Below are 17460 nucleotides of genomic sequence, written 5' to 3' on the forward strand. Positions count from 1 at the left end.
CTGCGGGCCCATGGCAAGCCCGGCAAGGTGATCATGGTGGCCGTGATGCGCAAAATGCTGGTGCGGCTGAACGCGCGACTGCGGGATGCGACGGCGCAAACGTCAACCGCGGCTGCGGCAGGGTAGCGCGTCGATCACGGCAGCCGATGGCGGCATCGGGCGCAGGCCGTCAAGGCTGGCCGCAGGCCACCGCTGAAGGCGGGGCGCATGCAGCCTTGACGGCCGAGCACGATGCTGCATCCTTACAGTCGGTCGACCCTCTTGACAGACAACACGGTAGATCTGCGCTTCGCTTGTCCGGGACGACACGTAGAGAGAGTTTCGCGCGCACAACTCACGCCGATTAGCTCATCCCGTCTCTATCTCGCCCCGCCGGCTCGCTAAAATCTTGTCGATCCTTCGTCCGTCGAGATCGACGACCTCGATGTGCCAGTCGCCGAAGTCGAAGGCATCGCCGACGTTGGGCAGCATGCTGAATTGTTGCAGCACCAGGCCCGCCACCGTGTTGTAACGGTGCGGTGGCAGCTCGATGCCGAGCAATTCGCCAAACTCGTCGACCGGCATCCAGCCGGAGATCAGCAGCGAGCCGTCGGCGCGCCTGACATAGGCCGGCTCCGGCGGCCCTTCCTCGGAATGGAAGGCGCCGACGATCGACTCGAGGATGTCGGCGGCAGTCACAATACCTTCGAAGGCACCGTACTCGTCGTAGACGAGACCGGCGTGAACGGGAGCAACTTTCAGGATGGCCAGCACGTCGCGGGCATCTGCCGACGCCGGAATGCCGGGCGCTTCGCGCACGAGGGCTCGCAGATCCGGCGTGCGTTCATTCATATAGGCGATCAGCAGGTCCTTGGCCTGGAGCACGCCGATCGGCTTGTCGCGATCGCCGTCCGAGACGGGAAAGCGTGAATGCGGGCTCTTGACGATGATCTCGCGAATGGCCTCCGGCGCATCGTTCAGGTCGATCTCGTCGACATCGGTGCGCGGCGTCATCACCGCGCCGACCGGACGGTCGCCGAGCCGCATCACGCCGGCGATCATCTCCTTCTCGCCGGGCTCGAGCACGCCCGCGCTTTCGGCTTCGCTGACGAGGTGATGGATCTCGTCCTCCGAGACCTTCTCCTCGGCCTTGCCACCGCGGCCGAGCAGCGTGAGGATCAGCTTGCCGGAGACATCGAGAAGAAACACGAGCGGCAGCGAGATCCGCGCCAGAACATGCATCGCGGGCGCGACCTTGACCGCGATGCTTTCGGGGTCGCGCAGCGCCACCTGTTTCGGCACCAGCTCGCCGACGATCAGCGTCGCATAGGTGATGAGCGTGACGACGATGCCGACGCCGACGATGTCGGCAATGCCCGAGGACAGGCCGAGCTCGACCAGCCATTGTGTCAGCCGCTGCCCGAGCGTCGCGCCGGAGAACGCGCCCGAGAGCACGCCGACCAGCGTGATGCCGATCTGCACCGTCGAGAGAAACTTTCCGGGGTCGGCGGCCAGCGTCAGCGCCCGCTCGGCGCCGCGCACGCCCTTGGCGGCAAGCAGCGAGAGCCGGGCCGGGCGGGACGAGACGACGGCCAGCTCGGACATGGACAACAGGCCGTTGATGACGATCAGGACGACAACGATGATGAGTTCGACGGACAACATTGTGCGCAATGGAAAGGTATCGGCCCGGCGGACGCCGGACCGAACCCTTTATATATGAACTTGATACGCGGTTTGCCCGGTTCCGACCAAATTGTCGCAGGCGCGGTTCAGCCGCTCTCGCCGGGGTTTTCCAGGCTGAACGTCTCGGACTGCTCGTCATAGGCGAACAGTTCGGCATAACGGCCCCAGGACACCACCGTCTTCAGCGTCTCGTCCGCATAGTCCTCGGACATGTAGTCTTCGAGCTCGTTGCGGAACCGCGCCGCGGGCGCGGTATGGGAGGGACGATCGTCGAGCACGCGGCGGATCAATCCCATCACCGGCACGTAGGTGACGAGATGTTCGGCGAACAGCTTCTTGCGGGCATCGGTCTCGAGATTGGCGAAGTGTTTGCCGGCCTCCGTGAGCATCAGGTCGCCTTCGCTGAGCTGGGCAAAGCGCAGGAGCTGGAGGGATTCGCCAAGGTGGAGGATCTCGTCGGCCTCGAGCTGGAGTTGGCTTGCGAGCACCGGCAGGTCGGCATGTCCGTGATAGGGCGGTCCCGCCAGCGTCTCGATCAGGCCGGACAGCACGTTGGACGACACGTGGTGCAGGGGCATGCCGACGCCGGAGCCGGGGGATGCCCTCGACGGAGGGCGCCTTGGGCTCCGCGCGCTGGGTCATACGCGCATAGATGCTGTCGACAAGCTGACGGAAGTGCGGGTCGAGCCGGTTGCGCGGATGGTGCAGCTCGACCTTGATCTCCGCAGCAACACGACCCGGATTCGACGAGAACACCAGGATGCGATCGCACATCAGCACCGCCTCCTCGATATTGTGCGTCACCATGAGGATCGACTTGATCGGCAGGCGGCCTTCCATCCAGAGGTCGATCAAATCGGTCCGCAGCGTCTCGGCGGTCAGCACATCGAGCGCCGAAAACGGCTCGTCCATCAACAGCAAGTCCGGATGCACGACCAGCGCCCGCGCAAAGCCGACGCGCTGGCGCATGCCGCCCGACAGCTCCTTGGGGAAGGCCGACTCGAAGCCGTCGAGGCCGATCAAGTCGATCGCCGCCAGCGCGCGCGTTCGCCGCTCGGTGGCATCGACGCCGAGCGCTTCCAGCCCGAGCTCGACGTTTTGCAGCACCGTCAGCCAGGGAAACAGCGCGAATGACTGGAACACCATGGCAACGCCGTTCGGCGGCCCGATAATGGTCTGGCCCCGGCAAGTTGCCTGACCCGAAGACGGGCTCACCAGGCCGGCAATGATCCGCAGGAGAGTGGATTTGCCGGACCCCGAGCGGCCGAGCAGTCCGACGATCTCGCCGGAGCGGATCGTCAGATCGACCTTTTCCAGCACCAGCAATTCCTCACCGCTGCCCTTCGGAAAGGACCGGCAGACACCACGGATATCGATGAGCGCAGGGGATTGATCGAGCATGATGGTCTCCTCGTCAGCCGAGCCGCAGGCGGCGTTCGCCGAACGCGTAGAGCGGTCGCCAGACCAGACGATTGAACAGCGTCACCAGAATGCACATCGTGGCGATTCCGAGAACAACGCGAGGGAAGTCGCCGGCTTCCGTCGCTGACGCGATATAGGCGCCGAGCCCGGTGGCATTCAGATGGGTGTCGCCCCAGCTTGCGACCTCGGCGACAATCGAGGCGTTCCAGGAGCCACCGGAAGCGGTGATCGCGCCGGTGACATAATAGGGGAAGATGCCGGGCAGGATCACCTTGAACCACCACCGCCATCCGCCGAGGTGGAAGCTGCTCGCAGCCTCGCGCAAATCGCTCGGAAAGGCGCTGGCGCCGGCGATGACATTGAACAGGACGTACCATTGCGTGCCCAGGATCATCAGCGGGCTCAGCCAGACATTTGGATTGAGCTTGAGGCTGACGATGGCAACGACGAAGACGGGAAAGGCCAGATTGGCGGGAAACGCGGCCAAGAACTGGGCCAGCGGCTGGATGCGTTCTGACAGCTTCGGACGAAGTCCGATCCACACGCCGATAGGCACCCAGATCAGGCTTGCGAGGCTGATCAGGACGATGACGCGCAGCAGCGTGATCAGCCCGTCGCGGATCACGATGACGATATCCGGCAGGCTAAGACTGGCCGAGAGATAGCGATAAGTCAGCCAGGCGGCGTAGGCCGTACCTGCGAGGATGACAGCACCCCAAAGTCCGTCGATCAGTCGCGACGGCTGGCTGCTGTTCTTCACTGACGGTCCCGGTTTGGGTAGCGAGATCTGCAAATTCGAGACCGCGCGATTGACGGCGGAGAAGGGCAGCGTAACGGCACGCAGAGCCCGGGTCCGGCGAAACAGGTCGAGCATCCAGGAGGTGGGAGCATCACCCGAAGCCGTCTGCTCGAAGCGGAATTTATCGGCCCAGGCAATGATGGGCCGGAACAGCAATTGATCGTAGGCGATGATGACCAGCAGCATCGTCAGCATGGCGTAGAAGATCGCCGGCAAATCCCGCTGCTGGATCGCCAGCGCGACATAGGAGCCGACGCCCGGCAAGGTCACCGTGGTGTTGCCGACGGTGATCGCTTCCGAAGCAACCACGAAGAACCAGCCACCCGACATCGACATCATCGCGTTCCAGATCAGTCCGGGCATCGCGAAGGGTACGTCGAGACGCCAGAAGCGCTGCCAGCCCGACAAATGAAAGCTCTGCGTGGCCTCTTCCAGGTCCTTGGGCACGTTGCGCATGGACTGGTACATGCTGAAAGTCATGTTCCAGGCCTGGCTCGTGAAGATCGCGAACACCGAGGCGAGCTCGGCGCCGAGCACCTGGCCCGGAAACAAGTTCATGAAGAACACGACGGTGAAGGTCAGGAAGCCCAGGATCGGCACGGACTGGAGGATGTCCAGCACCGGGATCATCACCATCTCCGCGCGCCGGCTCTTGGCGGCGATCGCCGCGTAGACGAAGGTGAAGACGGTCGAGCAAACGATTGCGAGCAGCATCCGCAGGACGGTGCGCAGCGCGTAGAGCGGCAGGTTTGCCGGATCGAGCGAGACCGGGGTGCGTTCCAGCTCGGACAGCGGCGCGGTGGTCTGCTCGCCGCCATACACGATCAGCACCATGGCGCCGATCACCAGGATCAGTGCCACGGCATCCCAGACATTGGGGCGCAGCGCCCGGCCGATCGCGGCCGTGCGGATGTCTCTCGGCTTCATGAGGCCCGCCCTTGGGCTTAGAACTCGGCGTGCAGTCGGCCTGAGAAGATGGAGACCGGCCCGCGGTCGGCGTTATAGGCCGGGTTTGTGATCAATTGATAGTCGGCAGTGAGCGTTACGTTCTTCATCACCGAATAGGCGTAGTAGGCCTCGAGGATGCGCTCGTGTCTGTAGTTGAGCTGGCCGTCGCCGATCAGGAGACCCATGCCGCCGGCAGCAAGGAAATCGCGATGTGCGGCCGACAGGCCGTTGATGGCGCCACCGATGCCGACCGTATCGTCCGGCCGTCCCCAGCGGCTTCCCTTGATCGACAGGCCGCTGGAGACGCTACGGTCGATGTCGGTGAAGGACAGAATCTGGTTCTGGCCGTCATTCCAGCTCGCGCGGGCGAACAGTCCGACGTCGTTGACGATCTGCTGCTCGAGATTGACGTAGAAGCCGTATTTGGGCCGGTCGCGCTGGGTTGCAGTGGCGATGTCGTTGATGTCGAGCGCCGGATTGGCCGCGGCAAGATCCAGCACCTCGCGGTAGTTCGCGGTGTTGCCACTGTTGGCGAAGGCGCCGACGCGCAATTTGCCGGGCTGATCGAAGATGGAATGACGTTCCTCGAACTCGACGACGGCGCCGCCGGTCTTGAAGTTCAGCACGTCGCTGTTGGGAGCGTCAGGGACCTGGAACAGGCCGGCGCGTACAGCCCAATCCTTGCGGTTGAACTCGACGACGGCACCGCGGGTGTAGCCGGGCAGGTCGGCGGGGAAATCGTAGGCCGCGGACGCCCACATCGCCCAGTTCATGAAATCGGCGCGCGGGTCCTTGGCGTAGGAATTGCCGTCGAAGAAGTCGCCGATTGCGAAGCGGCCGACAACCAGCGTGACGCGATCGATGTCGCGCTTGCCGGCAAGCTGGTTCGGGGCGTCGGCAACCTCTTCCTGCTCGCCGCCCAGCCCGAAGGTTTGCTTCAGATAGTAGCGCTGCGCCCTAATCTTCGGGAATGCTGCGCCGGCCTTCTGTGCCTCGCCATTGGGGAAGCCCGCAAGTCCGAGCGTGCCGTTGAGACCGAAGCCCTGCGCGAGCTCGGGGTTGAAATAGAACTCACCGCCGTCCCAAAGCCGCGCGCCCAGGAAGGCCGTCGTTGTCCACGTCGCCTGCAGCTGGCCGCCGCCGGGAAGGCTTTGCGGACCTGCATAAGGCGAGTGGATCGGTCCGTAGCCCTGTGGCAGGAACGTCGTCTGCGCGTGGACATTCCAGTCGCTGGATTCCGGCAGTTTCGTCTTGCCGTCGACGGGGGGGGATCCACGGCGTGTCGCCGAATTGATAGTTCAGGCCGAGCTTGAAGAGATGGACGCGCGGCTCGACGTTGACATTGTTGAGGCCGAAGCCGCTTAGATCATAGGTCCGACCAGACAAGTCGACATATTCGTACTCGGCCTTTGCGGTCCAGTTGCCGCTGACCGCGTATTCGAGACCAAGTCCGGCTGTCCACCCCGTCTGGTAGTGTCCGCGACGCCCGATGATGTCGCCGCGGGGGGGGATCGATGTCGATATGGGTGTGCCCCCAGGCGAAGCCGCCAGTGACATAAGGCATCAAGCGGCCGAACGCATACCCGATGCGGCCGCGCACCGTGCCGACGTAGTCGATGGTGGTGTTGAAGGGTTGAGGGTCCCGTCCCAGCGCCGGCGTATCCTGCGGGCTGGTGAACGTCGCGTCCGCTTCGACGCCGAGCACGACGCGGTTTGCGAGCTGGCGATTATAGCCGAGCTGATAGCCGCCGCTAAAACCGGTTGCGCTGTGCGGCAAAACTGCGCCCTGCAAGGGCAGTGGGTTGGTGCCGGGTCCGAAGCTCGCATCGCCGTAGCCGAAATGGCCGCCGACGTAGAAGCCGGTCCAGTCGTAGAGGGTCTTCGCCGCGCGTGCCTTCAGCGGCAGGTCGGCCGCAGAGCCCGCGCCCGGCAACGCCAGCACGCCCGCGGCGATCGCCGCGGCCGTCCGCAAATGCCGGAATTGGTGACCTCTTAACGTCAAAACGCACGCCCCCAAACGCGAATGGATTCCACCCGCCCGCGCTATCCCTGCCGATTCGCGGCGGCCCTGTCACCACGGTCCTGGCTGTTCACGCGATCGGACGAGATGATCTCCGTTCGACGCGCTGTCTTCGCAGGTTGTTGCCAAGTCCCTATGCCTGTTGCGAACCTTATTGCGATTAATTCGCAATAGCAACTGGTGCGGTTTGCCGCAGGCGATGGTTCGCATCCTTATGTGACGGGACTGCAACAAATTCCGGGTGCCCAAAATGGATGACCCGCCCGGGGGGGACAACCGGGCGGGTCGGGGGCACGGCACGGGGTGGATGAGGCGCCCATGCCGGACGCAGGATCCACGTGAGATCGGCCTCAGGTACTCAAATCAGTAGCAGGTACGAACGCGGCCGACGTACTGGCCGAAGGCGTTGTATTGGGCGACCCAGCCGCAGCGGTGATAGCCGTAGTAATAGGGATCGTTGCTGGCGGCGATCGCGGAGCCGACCACAGCGGCGGTGGCGATGCCGGCACCGACACCCCAGACCCAGCCGGGCTGCTTGGCTTCGGCCTGCGAGGTGGTGGACACGATGCTGCCGGTCACGGCGAGGGCAGCGAGAGCGACGGCGGCAATCCTGGTCTTGATCGACATTCGAAACTCCATCCGGGTTGAGGCGGTCCGTTGTGGCCCGCGTGCCCAATTGGACGGAGGCTCTTCGGGTCCGGTTCGAATCCGGGGAATGCGGCCATCGAGATCGGCTCTTTCCTGAATAACTTCAGGAGGATGCGGGCTAGCCGAGCGGTCCCCTGGCGAGCCTGTTCACGTCGAAGTTATCGACTTCAGTCAGCAGCTCGCAGAAGGCACGGGCGCCTTGGTCGATCAGCTGCTCGCCCTTCTCAGCCACGGCCAGCGTGGCATTGCCAACCGCGCCGCTGGCGTGGAGGTCCTGCGCCTGCCAGGCGAAGGGTGCGGGCCGCTGCGTCGACAGCCAGCGATACTGCTTCTCCAGCGCGATGCTGCTCGCGGGAAAATCCGCGATCGCATCCTCGCGCACCTGATCGGGATAGCGCGCCAGCATGATCGAGGTTTCGACCGCGCCGCCGTGAATGCCGTGGCGCACTTCGTCGGCTGGGAACAATCTGTCCGCGCCCGACAGGCGCGACCATGACGTCGTCACCACGAACAGCTTGTGATGTGCGCGCAGATCCTGCGCCGCCAGCATCATTGCCGCGCTGTTGCCGCCATGGCTGGTGATGATGACGAGCTTCCTCACACCGCGCCGCGCGACGTCCTCGCCGATCTTGGTCCATCGCTTCAGCGCGACGTCGGTCGGCAGCGTCAGCGTGCCCGGATAGTCGATATGCTCGGTGGAAATCCCGACGGGTTCGACGGGCAGGAACGTCGCCGGAACGTGCGCGGGCAGCACCTCGCGCACGCGGGCCAGATAGGCGTCCGCGATCAGCACGTCGGTTTCGAGCGGCAGATGCGGGCCATGTTGCTCCGTCGCCGCCAGCGGCAGCACCGCGATCCAGCGCGACACGTCCGCAAGGGTCGCATCGGCCCAGCGGATCTCGGTCCAGTCGCGGGAAGGCATCATCGAGGTTTCTTTGCCCGAATTTGTAACGTAGTTTGGGGTTATCAGGGGACGCGGGCCAGGCCGGCTCGCGTCCCCGAACTTCTTGCGGTTTTATCGCGTTGCTTTCACATGAGCCAGAAGCGATTGGGCTAGAAGCGATCGACGGAGTGCCATTATGACCCCCCTCTCATCTGCGGCAAGCGTTAACGGCGGGCTTGATGGCCGCTTTCGTCTCGGTCGCGCCGGCGTGCGCCGAGACGCTGGACAAGGTCACCTTCGGCACCAACTGGGTCGCCGAGGCCGAGCATGGCGGCTTCTTCCAGGCTGTCGCCGACGGCACCTATAAGCGCTACGGGCTCGACGTCACCATCGTCCCCGGCGGTCCGAACGAGAACAACCGGATGCTGCTGATCGCCGGCAAGATCGACTTCTTCATGGCCGCGAACACGCTGATGTCGTTCGACGCGGTGGCGAACAACGTCCCGGTCGTGACGATCGCCGCGATCTTCCAGAAGGATCCGCAGGTGATGCTGACGCAGCCCGATGCAAAGGTCACCAAGATCGAGGACCTCAAGCCGCTGACGCTGTTCGTCTCCAAGGAGGGCATGACCAGCTACTTCCAGTGGTTGAAGTCCGAATATGGTTTCAGCGAGAAGAACGTGCGGCCCTATAATTTCAATCCGCAGCCCTTCATCGCCAATCCGAAGAGCGCGATGCAGGGCTATGTCACCTCCGAGCCCTTCGCGGTCGAGAAGGCGGCCGGCTTCAAGCCGAACGTATTGCTGCTCGCCGATTCCGGCTTCAACACCTATTCGACCCTGATCGAGACCCGCCGCGACGTGGTCGAGAAGAAGCCCGACCTGGTGCAGCGCTTCGTCGATGCCTCGATGATCGGCTGGTACAATTACATCTACGGCGACAATTCCGCCGGCAATGCAATGATCAAGCAACTCAATCCGGAGATGACCGACGAGCTGCTCGCCTATTCCGTCGCCAAGATGAAGGAATACGGCATCGTGGATTCCGGCGAGTCGTTGAAGAACGGCATCGGTGCGATGAGCGACGATCGCTACACCTCCTTCTTCAATAAGATGGTCAAAGCGGGCGTCGTGAAGCCCGATCTCGACTTCCGCAAGTCGTATACGCTCCGCTTCGTCAACAAGGGCGTCGGCGTCGAGCTGCGCCCGAGCAAGCCTTAGCGCAAGGTCCATGTCACCAGTCAAAACCTCGTCCGGGGGCGAGGCCGGACTGACGGCTCTCGCCGTCAGCCTGCGCGGCGTGACGAAGACTTACGACAACGGCGTCATGGCGCTCGGCCCGATCGATCTCGCCGTGCGCAAGGGCGAATTCATCTCGCTGCTCGGTCCGTCCGGCTGCGGCAAGTCGACAGCGCTACGTCTCATTGCCGGGCTCAGTGCGCCGTCGTCAGGTACGGTGCGCGTGGCGCGCCATCGGGGCGAGGTGCAGCCGGGTCATGGCATCGGCTTCGTGTTCCAGGAGCCGACGCTGATGCCCTGGACCAGCGTGCGCGAAAACGTGCGCCTGCCACTGAAGCTTGCGCGCGTGTCGAAGCCCGAAGCCCGCGCGCGCGTCGATGAGGCGCTGGCCAGCGTCGGGCTTGCCGATTTCGCCGATGCCTTTCCGCGCGAATTGTCCGGCGGCATGAAGATGCGGGTGTCGCTGGCGCGTGCGCTCGTCACCGATCCGGACATCCTCCTGATGGATGAGCCGTTCGCGGCGCTCGACGAGATCACGCGCTTCCGTCTCAACAATGATTTGCTCGCGCTGTGGCGGGGGCTTGGCAAGACCATCATCTTCGTCACCCATTCGGTATTCGAATCGGTCTACCTGTCGCAGCGCGTCGTGGTCATGACGGCGCGGCCCGGCCGTATCCAGGCCGATATCCGCATCGAGACGGTCGAGCCGCGCGGCGAGGAGTTTCGCACCTCGGCCGCCTATTCCGATTATTGCCGGAAAGTCTCGGCTGCGCTCGCGCCGTCCTATTCGGGGCAGTCGACGCTATGAACGCGCAAGCTACCGTCACCACCAGGCCGACCGGCGCGCAACGCGCGATGCGCTTCTTGCTTCCTGTCATCGTGTTCGCCGCGGGCCTCGCGGCCTGGGAACTCGTGGTCCGCATCAAGGACATCCCGCCTTACGTGCTGCCGGCCCCCTCCGTCATCTTCCTGACGCTGATCAAGGACTGGGCGGTACTGTCACAATCGCTCGCCACCACGCTTGCAACCACGCTTGAAGGTTTTGTCGCCGCCAGCATCGGCGGCATCGCGCTGGCACTGCTGTTCAACCAGTCGAAATGGGTGGAATATTCGCTATTCCCCTATGCCGTGGTCCTCCAGGTAACGCCGGTGATCGCGATCGCGCCGCTGCTCCTGATCTACCTCGAGCAGCAGACCGCCGTCGTCGTCTGCGCCTTCATCGTCGCCTTTTTCCCGGTGCTGTCCAACACCACGCTCGGGCTGAATTCGGTCGATCGCAATCTCGCCGGGTTGTTCCAGCTCTACGGCGCCTCGCCGCCGCAAACCCTGCGCCTTCTAAAGCTGCCGGCAGCGCTGCCCTATATTCTCGGCGGCCTGCGCATCGCCGGCGGCCTGTCGCTGATCGGCGCGGTGGTGGCCGAGATCGCGGCGGGCACCGCCGGCGCCGGCTCCGGGCTCGCCTACAGGATCGCCGAGTCAGGCTATCGCCTCAACATACCCCGCATGTTCGCGGCGCTGCTTTTGCTGTCGCTGGCCGGGATTGTCATCTATGGGATGCTGGCGCTAATTTCGCACTTGGTACTGCGGCGCTGGCATGAAAGTGCGCTTGGAAAGGAAAGCTGATGACCACCGGTTCGATTTCGTCCGAAAAGATCGACCTTTTGATCTATGGGCCGGTGCGGCCGATCCTCGAGAACGGTTTTTCCGATCATTTCGTCGTGCACAAGGCCGAGACGCGCGCCGATCTCGAGCGGCTGACGCCCGCCGCCCGCGAGAAGATCCGCGGCGTGGCGGTGACCTATCACACCGTACGCGCCGACAAGGATTCGTTGTCGCAACTGCCGAAGCTTGAGATGGTGGCGAGCTTCGGCGTCGGCTACGATCATATCGACGCCAAATACGCCGCCGAGCACAACATTGTCGTCACCAACACGCCCGACGTGCTGACCGAAGAGGTCGCCGACGTTGCGATGGGCCTCCTGATCTCCACCTTGCGCGAATTCATCAAGGCCGACCGCTACGTGCGCTCCGGTCTCTGGCAGACGCAGAACTATCCGCTCAGCGTCGGCTCGCTGCGCGACCGCAAGGTCGGCATCGTCGGCATGGGACGGATTGGCCAGGCGATCGCGCGCCGGCTCGATGCCTCGCTGGTGCCGGTGGTTTACCATTCGCGTAATCCGTCCAAGGACGTCACCTACAAGCACTACCCCGACCTGATCGAGATGGCGAAGGCGGTGGACACGCTGATGGTGATCGTGCCCGGCGGCGCCAGCACCAACAAAATGATCAATGCCGAGGTGCTGAAGGCGCTCGGCCCGCGCGGTGTGCTGGTCAACGTCGCGCGCGGCTCCGTGGTCGACGAGCCGGCGCTGGTCCAGGCGCTCAAGTCCGGCACCATCCTCGCCGCCGGCCTCGACGTGTTCGCGGCCGAACCGAATGTGCCGGACGAGCTCAAGACCATGCAGAACGTCGTGCTGCTCCCGCATATCGGCTCGGCCTCGGTGGTGACGCGCAACGCGATGGACCAGCTCGTCGTCGACAATCTCAAGGCGTGGTTCGCCGGCAAGGCGCCGTTGACGCCGGTTTCGGAAACGCCGGTCAAGGGGCGCTGATGATCGCTCTTCGGGTCGCTGCACTTCTGATCGCGGTATGTGCTGCCGCGACGAGCCCTGCGCGTGCGCAGGATGCGACGACCCTGAAGAAGGAGATGGTCGGGCAGTGGGAGCTTTCGACCACCGAGCGTAGCAAGACCTGCGTCGTCACGCTCAAGGGCGATGCGGCGGGTCATGGCTTCAAGCTGGAGCTGGAGCCGGCCTGCAAGACTGCGCTGCCCTTCACCAAGGACATCGTCGCCTGGAGCGTGAGGGGTCTCGACATCGTTCGTTTGCAGGATGCGAGAGGTGAGGCCGTGATCGACTTCACCGAGGTCGAGGCCGGCCTCTTCGAGGGCCTGCGGCAGGGCGAGGGCGTCTACATCCTGCAGGATCTCGCCGCCGCCCGCTCAATGGCGAAATCGATGGACGAGATGATCGGGGACTGGTCGATGGTCCGCGGCAATGGCCAGCCGGTCTGCGGGCTGACGCTGACCAACACCGAGGCGGGCCCGGACAATTTTCAGGTCTTCCTCAAGCCGAAATGCGATGGGGCCATCGCGCAGTTCAACCCGACGCAATGGCGGCTCGAGCGCGGCCAGATCATCCTGATGTCGAAATCGGGCGAGACCTGGCAGTTCGAGGCCGATGACAACGCGCAGTGGCGGCGTGTCCCTGATACCGCCGATCCCTTGATCATGCTCCGGCAATAATTCTTTCCGGTCGGTGTCGATTCGGCCGAGGCTCAATCGTCACATCCATAGCGAGCCGGTTTGCGGCCGGAGCGGTTGCTGCTCGCGCCAAGGGAGTTTTTCATGCGATTCATGTACATCGTCACCTCCAGCCACCCGATGGCTGGCCCGACCCCGGCGCTAATGGAGGCCATGCAGAAAATATCCGAGCGGGAGATCAAGGCCGGTCGAATGATCGACAATGGCGGCCTGATGCCGCTTGCGACCGGTGCACGGGTGCGGATCCTCGATGGCGAACTCAGCGTCATCGACGGTCCTTTCATCGAGGCCAAGGAAGTGATCGGCGGCTATGCCATTTTCGAGCTGCGCGACAAGGAGGAGGCCGTGGCCATGGCGAAGGAATTCATGCAATTGCATCTCGATCACATGCCTGGTTGGGACGGTACCTGCGAATTGCGGGCATTCGCGACACCGGGCGTGGACGGGGCCTGCCAGATCGACGCGCATTCCAGGGTGGCCGCCCGCGCCTGATGGACACCACCATTCGCCTCAATCGGCGGCGATGACCGCCGCCGACATCGATCGCGCGATTCGTGCCGCCTGGCGCGTCGTGCAGCCGCGGCTGATCGCGACGCTGTCGCGTATGCTGCGGGACGTGACGCTCGCGGAGGAATTGACCCAGGATGCACTGGTCGCCGCGCTGGAAGCCTGGCCGCTCAGCGGGGTGCCGGATAATCCCGGCGCGTGGCTGGTTGCGACTGCCAAGCGCCGTGCGCTCGATCATTTGCGCCGGGCAAAAATGCTCACCCGCAAGCATGATGTGCTGACGCGCGACCTGATGCTGGAGCAGGAAGCGATGCCGGATTTCGACACCGCCCTCGACGACGACATTGGTGACGAATGGCTGCGGCTGATCTTCACGGCTTGTCATCCGTTGTTGCCGCGGCAGGCCCGCGCGGCGCTGGCGTTGCGCATGATCTGCGGCCTGACCACCGACGAGATCGCGCGCGCCTTCCTGGTCACGGAGGCAACCATCGCCCAACGCGTCGTCCGCGCCAAGCGCACGCTCTCGCAGTCGGGCCTCACCTACGAGACCCCAAGTGGGGAGGCGCTTTCCGAGCGTCTCGCCTCGGTGCTCGAGGTCGTCTATCTCATCTTTAACGAGGGCTACGCGGCCTCGCGCGGCGAGGAGTGGCTGCGGCCGCAGCTCTGCGACGAGGCTCTGCGCATGGGGCGGGTGCTGGTCGGGTTGGCGCCCCTCGAGCCCGAGGTGCACGGTCTTATGGCGCTGATGGAGCTGAATGCCGCGCGGAAATGGGCGCGCACGGGCGTCGATGGCGAGCCCATCCTGCTCATGGACCAGGATCGCAGGCTCTGGGACCGGCGCCAGATCGGCGACGGCCTTCGAGCGCTCGGTCGCGCGCGCGAGCTCGGCGGTGCCGGCGGGTTCTACACGCTACAGGCCATGATCGTCGCGTGTCACGCGACGGCGGAGACAGCCGCAGCCACGGACTGGCGGCGCATCGCGGAGCTCTATGGCCAGCTTGCGACGCAGGTGCGCTCGGCGGTGATCGAGCTCAACCGGGCGGTCGCGCTTGGCATGGCCGAAGGGCCGCAGGTCGGGCTCGATCTCGTGGACCTGATCGTGGACGAGCCGGCGCTCAGGGCCTATCACCATCTCCATTCTGTCCGCGGCGACCTCCTGCAGAAGCTCGGCCGCTTCGCCGAGGCGCGCGTAGCGTTCGAGACCGCCGCCCGTCTTGCCACCAATGCGCGAGAGCGCGCGTTGATGGAACGACGTGCGGCAGCCATTGCCGATGCGGACGGCACGGCTTGAGGCTCGCGCTGCCGCAATTGCGCGGTGGCCGTGGTCAGGTCGACGGTTTCGGCGGGGGCGCGGTGCCTTGCGCCCATTTCTCCATCTTGCCGAGCACGCCCCATGCTGTGAGCGCCAGGGAGATCGGGAGAGCGAATTGGCTGAGCCCCGGCACCGCCGACGCGATCGTCCCGAACAGCCCGGCAAGGCCGCCCGCATTCGGGCTCGCCGTCACGGCCGAGAGCAGCGCGGTGATGAGCGAGCCGCCGATGCCGAGCGCGGTCTTCTTGCCGTTCAGGAGATTGCCGATGGTGTCGCCGAGAGCGCCGTTGACCTGGCCAAGAACGGGCTTGTTGCTGAGCAGAGCACTGAGCAGGTCGACCACCTGCTTGAGTTGATCGGCGGGAACGGGATTCGTCGCCGCGGTCGTTCCGGACGCTGTCTTACCGAAGACAGAAAGGAGTCGTCCGAGTACGCTGACCGTATCGTTGCCTGCCGGCGTTGTACCTCCAGGGCTTGTTCCTCCTGGCTGCAAGACCTGTGCGAGGCTCTCCACTCGGTTCAGGATCTGAGATAGCTGGAGAGACTGACCTCCGGGTGTCGCCCCGATCGGTGGGGTCGCGATCGGCGTTGTCCCAACTGGCATCGCGCCGCCCGACTGAACGAGCTGCGCGAGATTTTCCAGCCGGCTCAGAATTTGAGACAGCTCGACAGATTGCCCTCCCGAGGTAGTGCCCCCCGACGCCGTGCCTCCCGATGCCCTGCCTGCCGCTCCTGACTGCGCGGCCAGCGAGATGCCGTCCAGTCGCTTCAGGATCTGGGACAGATCGACGTTTGGCCGCTGAACCGGTTGTGCCTCCGCGCGCGTGATGGCGGCAATCGTCGTTCCGTCGAGGAGGCCAGTGTCCTGGAGGCCGTTCCGTTGCTGAAATTGCGAGACCGCCGCCTTCGTTTTCGGTCCGCTGATGCCGTCTTCATCGAGCGGCGGATTGGCGCCGAGCTTGTTGAGTGTCCGCTGCATGAGAAGGACCGACGACGCCATATCGTCGTCGGGTTCGCAACGGCTCGCAATGGCTGGACTGCCGTCGAGGGTGATCGAGGAATCGAGCGACGTCATCGCATGCAGGATTACCGCAGTGCCCAGCTGAGAATCGACGTGGTTCGGGTCGAACACGTGGTCGCGGACGAATTTGCCCGCCCTCGCCTCGGGCGGGCCGTACAGTGTCGAGCCGCCATAGAGATAGGGCGAATTGCAGCCCTTGACGTGATAGCCGAAGCCGTTGAATGCCTCGAGCCGGTACAACATCCGCGCGATACCCCAGTCCTGGGCGCCGATGAAATTTTCGATTCTGAACGCGTCCACGGCGCCGTCCACGAATGTGGCAAACGGACCGCGCCCTTTTGGAACGATGGTCGTCACGCGATGAAGCGACTCGCCGTTGCCGAGATAGGTGTCGAAGTCGAAGTTGGATTCGCGATAGTGGCAAAGAGCTGCAAAATGCCAGGGGACGCCGGTCAACCGCTCGATCTGCTGATAGGTCGCTTTGCCGTTGAGCGCCTTGCGTGCGACTGCATTTGCGTCGGCAAGGCGTGAAGGCCGGATCTCGAGATTGGCCCAATTCCGTTCGTATTCGCTTTTGAGACTCTCGAATGACACCATTTTCCGCTCCCGCAAATTGATGAACTATCGCGTCTTCGTGTAAGTCGAAATGAACCAGGCGCCGTGATCAGGGCGTGCGTAACTCCAGCGTGATCTGCGCAAATGTGGCAGGTCGCCGGCTCGCCGCATGTGAAATGGCTTACAGCCCCGGTAGGAAAATAAGCGGCAGGGCTGCGGTCAAAGGCCGCAAGAAGTGGATGCGTTTCGCGGGCGCATCTCGGCCGCCGCGTTGTGGTCGGAAGCTTTCGGCGGCAGAGCGGCCATCGGTACGGGAACCGCCGGGACCGGCATCCGTTAGCGATAAGACGGTCAGGCAAGGAGTCCTCCATGGCCAAGCGCGTCCTCGCGATCGGCATTGAACCCGGGAATGTGGACTACAGTGCAATCCCGCAGTTCACGCCCGAGCTCGTGCGCGGCTATATCGAGGCGCAGCTGCTGCGCCTGCGCGATCTCGGCTACGAGGTTACGAGCTGCCTGATCGACCTCGACGCGACCGCGGAAGCCAGCGTCGCGGCGGCGCTGCGCGAGGCGAGCTTCGACTGTATCGTGATCGGTGCGGGCCTGCGTGAGCCGAAGGAGCGCCTGCTGCTGTTTGAGAAAGTGCTCAACCTCGTCCACCGCCTGGCGCCGAATGCTGCGATCTGTTTCAACACCACGCCCGCCGACACTGCCGAGGCCGTGCAGCGCTGGATCGATCCCTGAGATGCGTCGGCCGGCCTGTGTATCTCACGCGGCAAGGTCTGAGCCGCCTTCGAACCGAGCTCCGACGCCATCGCGTGACGCGCCTTGGGCGCGGCGTCCGCAATTGTTCTGGTCTGAATCCGCTTCCGGCGCTATGACTCGCCTCACCACAGGGAGGACGAGCATGCTTCGAGGTCTTTGCAACGGGAGTCTCCGCATTGGAGGTCTTCGCATTGGTAGTCTTGGAATTGCGGCGTGTCTGACGGTTGCGATGGCGATGCCGGTTCATGAAGCGGCGGCTCAGGATGCCATCGGCGGCGCGATCATCGGCGGTGTCGGCGGGGCGATCCTCGGTGGTGCGCTCGGCGGAGGCCGCGGCGCCGCAATCGGCGCGGTC

At 64.2% G+C, this 17460-nt stretch carries 15 protein-coding genes and 3 pseudogenes; 9 read left to right on the top strand and 9 right to left on the bottom strand.

Features of this window, described 5'->3' with window-relative positions; all coding sequences use genetic code 11:
* A pseudogene (locus tag AC630_RS43300) lies at positions 1-126 on the top strand (IS110 family transposase); the annotation flags it as partial.
* 222 nt (positions 127-348) lie between these two features.
* Here the strand turns inward: AC630_RS43300 and AC630_RS01680 are convergent.
* The 8 genes and pseudogenes from AC630_RS01680 to AC630_RS01705 all read right to left on the bottom strand — a co-directional run bounded on the left by AC630_RS01680 (position 349) and on the right by AC630_RS01705 (position 8427).
* Complete coding sequence (locus tag AC630_RS01680) at positions 349-1644, bottom strand: hemolysin family protein (protein ID WP_074116759.1); 1296 nt, start codon at positions 1642-1644, stop codon at positions 349-351.
* Positions 1645-1751: 107 nt separating this feature from the next.
* Positions 1752-3066, bottom strand: a pseudogene (locus AC630_RS01685) (ABC transporter ATP-binding protein).
* A 13-nt stretch (positions 3067-3079) separates the two neighbouring features.
* On the bottom strand, positions 3080-4813 hold the full coding sequence (locus AC630_RS01690) for an ABC transporter permease (protein ID WP_074116760.1): 1734 nt from the start codon (positions 4811-4813) through the stop codon (positions 3080-3082).
* A gap of 17 nt (positions 4814-4830) precedes the next feature.
* A complete protein-coding gene (locus AC630_RS47970) occupies positions 4831-6012 on the bottom strand; it encodes a carbohydrate porin (protein WP_349537802.1) in 1182 nt (393 codons plus the stop codon).
* Positions 5906-6391: an outer membrane protein gene (locus tag AC630_RS47975; protein WP_349537797.1), complete on the bottom strand. Its 486-nt coding sequence runs from the start codon at positions 6389-6391 to the stop codon at positions 5906-5908. The genes AC630_RS47970 and AC630_RS47975 overlap by 107 nt, the downstream gene beginning before the upstream one ends.
* 10 nt (positions 6392-6401) lie before the next feature.
* Positions 6402-6776: pseudogene (locus tag AC630_RS47980) on the bottom strand (outer membrane protein); the annotation flags it as partial.
* Between the two features lie 441 nt (positions 6777-7217).
* Positions 7218-7481, bottom strand: a complete 264-nt coding sequence (locus AC630_RS01700; RefSeq protein ID WP_028148308.1) for a hypothetical protein — start codon at positions 7479-7481, stop codon at positions 7218-7220.
* Between the two features lie 139 nt (positions 7482-7620).
* Complete coding sequence (locus AC630_RS01705; RefSeq protein WP_074116761.1) at positions 7621-8427, bottom strand: creatininase family protein; 807 nt, start codon at positions 8425-8427, stop codon at positions 7621-7623.
* Between the two features lie 197 nt (positions 8428-8624).
* Between AC630_RS01705 and AC630_RS01710 the strand changes: the two genes are divergently transcribed.
* The 7 genes from AC630_RS01710 to AC630_RS01740 all read left to right on the top strand — a co-directional run bounded on the left by AC630_RS01710 (position 8625) and on the right by AC630_RS01740 (position 14743).
* Complete coding sequence (locus AC630_RS01710) at positions 8625-9605, top strand: ABC transporter substrate-binding protein (protein WP_074116762.1); 981 nt, start codon at positions 8625-8627, stop codon at positions 9603-9605.
* Between the two features lie 10 nt (positions 9606-9615).
* Positions 9616-10431, top strand: a complete 816-nt coding sequence (locus tag AC630_RS01715; protein ID WP_074116763.1) for an ABC transporter ATP-binding protein — start codon at positions 9616-9618, stop codon at positions 10429-10431.
* The gene (locus AC630_RS01720) at positions 10428-11246 is read left to right on the top strand and encodes an ABC transporter permease (RefSeq protein WP_074116764.1); all 819 of its coding nucleotides are present in this window, start codon (positions 10428-10430) and stop codon (positions 11244-11246) included. The genes AC630_RS01715 and AC630_RS01720 overlap by 4 nt, the downstream gene beginning before the upstream one ends.
* Entirely contained in the window at positions 11246-12235 is a 990-nt protein-coding gene (locus tag AC630_RS01725; protein ID WP_074116765.1) for a 2-hydroxyacid dehydrogenase, read from the top strand. The genes AC630_RS01720 and AC630_RS01725 overlap by 1 nt, the downstream gene beginning before the upstream one ends.
* A complete protein-coding gene (locus tag AC630_RS01730; protein ID WP_074116766.1) occupies positions 12235-12927 on the top strand; it encodes an AprI/Inh family metalloprotease inhibitor in 693 nt (230 codons plus the stop codon). Before AC630_RS01725 ends, AC630_RS01730 begins: the two co-directional genes overlap by 1 nt.
* Before the next feature lie 102 nt (positions 12928-13029).
* Positions 13030-13437, top strand: coding sequence for a YciI family protein (locus tag AC630_RS01735; RefSeq protein WP_074116770.1), 408 nt, complete (start codon positions 13030-13032; stop codon positions 13435-13437).
* Between the two features lie 31 nt (positions 13438-13468).
* The gene (locus AC630_RS01740; protein ID WP_074116767.1) at positions 13469-14743 is read left to right on the top strand and encodes an RNA polymerase sigma factor; all 1275 of its coding nucleotides are present in this window, start codon (positions 13469-13471) and stop codon (positions 14741-14743) included.
* A gap of 34 nt (positions 14744-14777) precedes the next feature.
* Here the strand turns inward: AC630_RS01740 and AC630_RS01745 are convergent, their stop codons facing one another.
* Positions 14778-16382, bottom strand: coding sequence for a peptidoglycan-binding protein (locus AC630_RS01745; protein ID WP_074116768.1), 1605 nt, complete (start codon positions 16380-16382; stop codon positions 14778-14780).
* A 327-nt stretch (positions 16383-16709) separates the two neighbouring features.
* Here AC630_RS01745 and AC630_RS01750 point away from each other — a divergent pair, with 327 nt between their 5' ends.
* The gene (locus AC630_RS01750; protein WP_074116769.1) at positions 16710-17084 is read left to right on the top strand and encodes a hypothetical protein; all 375 of its coding nucleotides are present in this window, start codon (positions 16710-16712) and stop codon (positions 17082-17084) included.
* The last annotated feature ends 376 nt before the right edge of the window (positions 17085-17460 follow it).

Origin of the sequence: Bradyrhizobium sp. AS23.2 (assembly GCF_001908185.1) — a bacterium.
Classification (GTDB): Bacteria; Pseudomonadota; Alphaproteobacteria; order Rhizobiales; family Xanthobacteraceae; genus Bradyrhizobium.

Bases quoted from the DNA above. Each gene is read 5' to 3' on its own strand.
- AC630_RS01680 (WP_074116759.1), bottom strand. From the start codon at position 1,644: ATGTTGTCCGTCGAACTCATCATCGTTGTCGTCCTGATCGTCATCAAC.
- AC630_RS01690 (WP_074116760.1), bottom strand. From the start codon at position 4,813: ATGAAGCCGAGAGACATCCGCACGGCCGCGATCGGCCGGGCGCTGCGC.
- AC630_RS47975 (WP_349537797.1), bottom strand. From the start codon at position 6,391: ATGTCACTGGCGGCTTCGCCTGGGGGCACACCCATATCGACATCGATC.
- AC630_RS01700 (WP_028148308.1), bottom strand. From the start codon at position 7,481: ATGTCGATCAAGACCAGGATTGCCGCCGTCGCTCTCGCTGCCCTCGCC.
- AC630_RS01705 (WP_074116761.1), bottom strand. From the start codon at position 8,427: ATGATGCCTTCCCGCGACTGGACCGAGATCCGCTGGGCCGATGCGACC.
- AC630_RS01710 (WP_074116762.1), top strand. From the start codon at position 8,625: ATGGCCGCTTTCGTCTCGGTCGCGCCGGCGTGCGCCGAGACGCTGGAC.
- AC630_RS01715 (WP_074116763.1), top strand. From the start codon at position 9,616: ATGTCACCAGTCAAAACCTCGTCCGGGGGCGAGGCCGGACTGACGGCT.
- AC630_RS01720 (WP_074116764.1), top strand. From the start codon at position 10,428: ATGAACGCGCAAGCTACCGTCACCACCAGGCCGACCGGCGCGCAACGC.
- AC630_RS01725 (WP_074116765.1), top strand. From the start codon at position 11,246: ATGACCACCGGTTCGATTTCGTCCGAAAAGATCGACCTTTTGATCTAT.
- AC630_RS01730 (WP_074116766.1), top strand. From the start codon at position 12,235: ATGATCGCTCTTCGGGTCGCTGCACTTCTGATCGCGGTATGTGCTGCC.
- AC630_RS01735 (WP_074116770.1), top strand. From the start codon at position 13,030: ATGCGATTCATGTACATCGTCACCTCCAGCCACCCGATGGCTGGCCCG.
- AC630_RS01740 (WP_074116767.1), top strand. From the start codon at position 13,469: ATGACCGCCGCCGACATCGATCGCGCGATTCGTGCCGCCTGGCGCGTC.
- AC630_RS01745 (WP_074116768.1), bottom strand. From the start codon at position 16,382: ATGGTGTCATTCGAGAGTCTCAAAAGCGAATACGAACGGAATTGGGCC.
- AC630_RS01750 (WP_074116769.1), top strand. From the start codon at position 16,710: ATGGCCAAGCGCGTCCTCGCGATCGGCATTGAACCCGGGAATGTGGAC.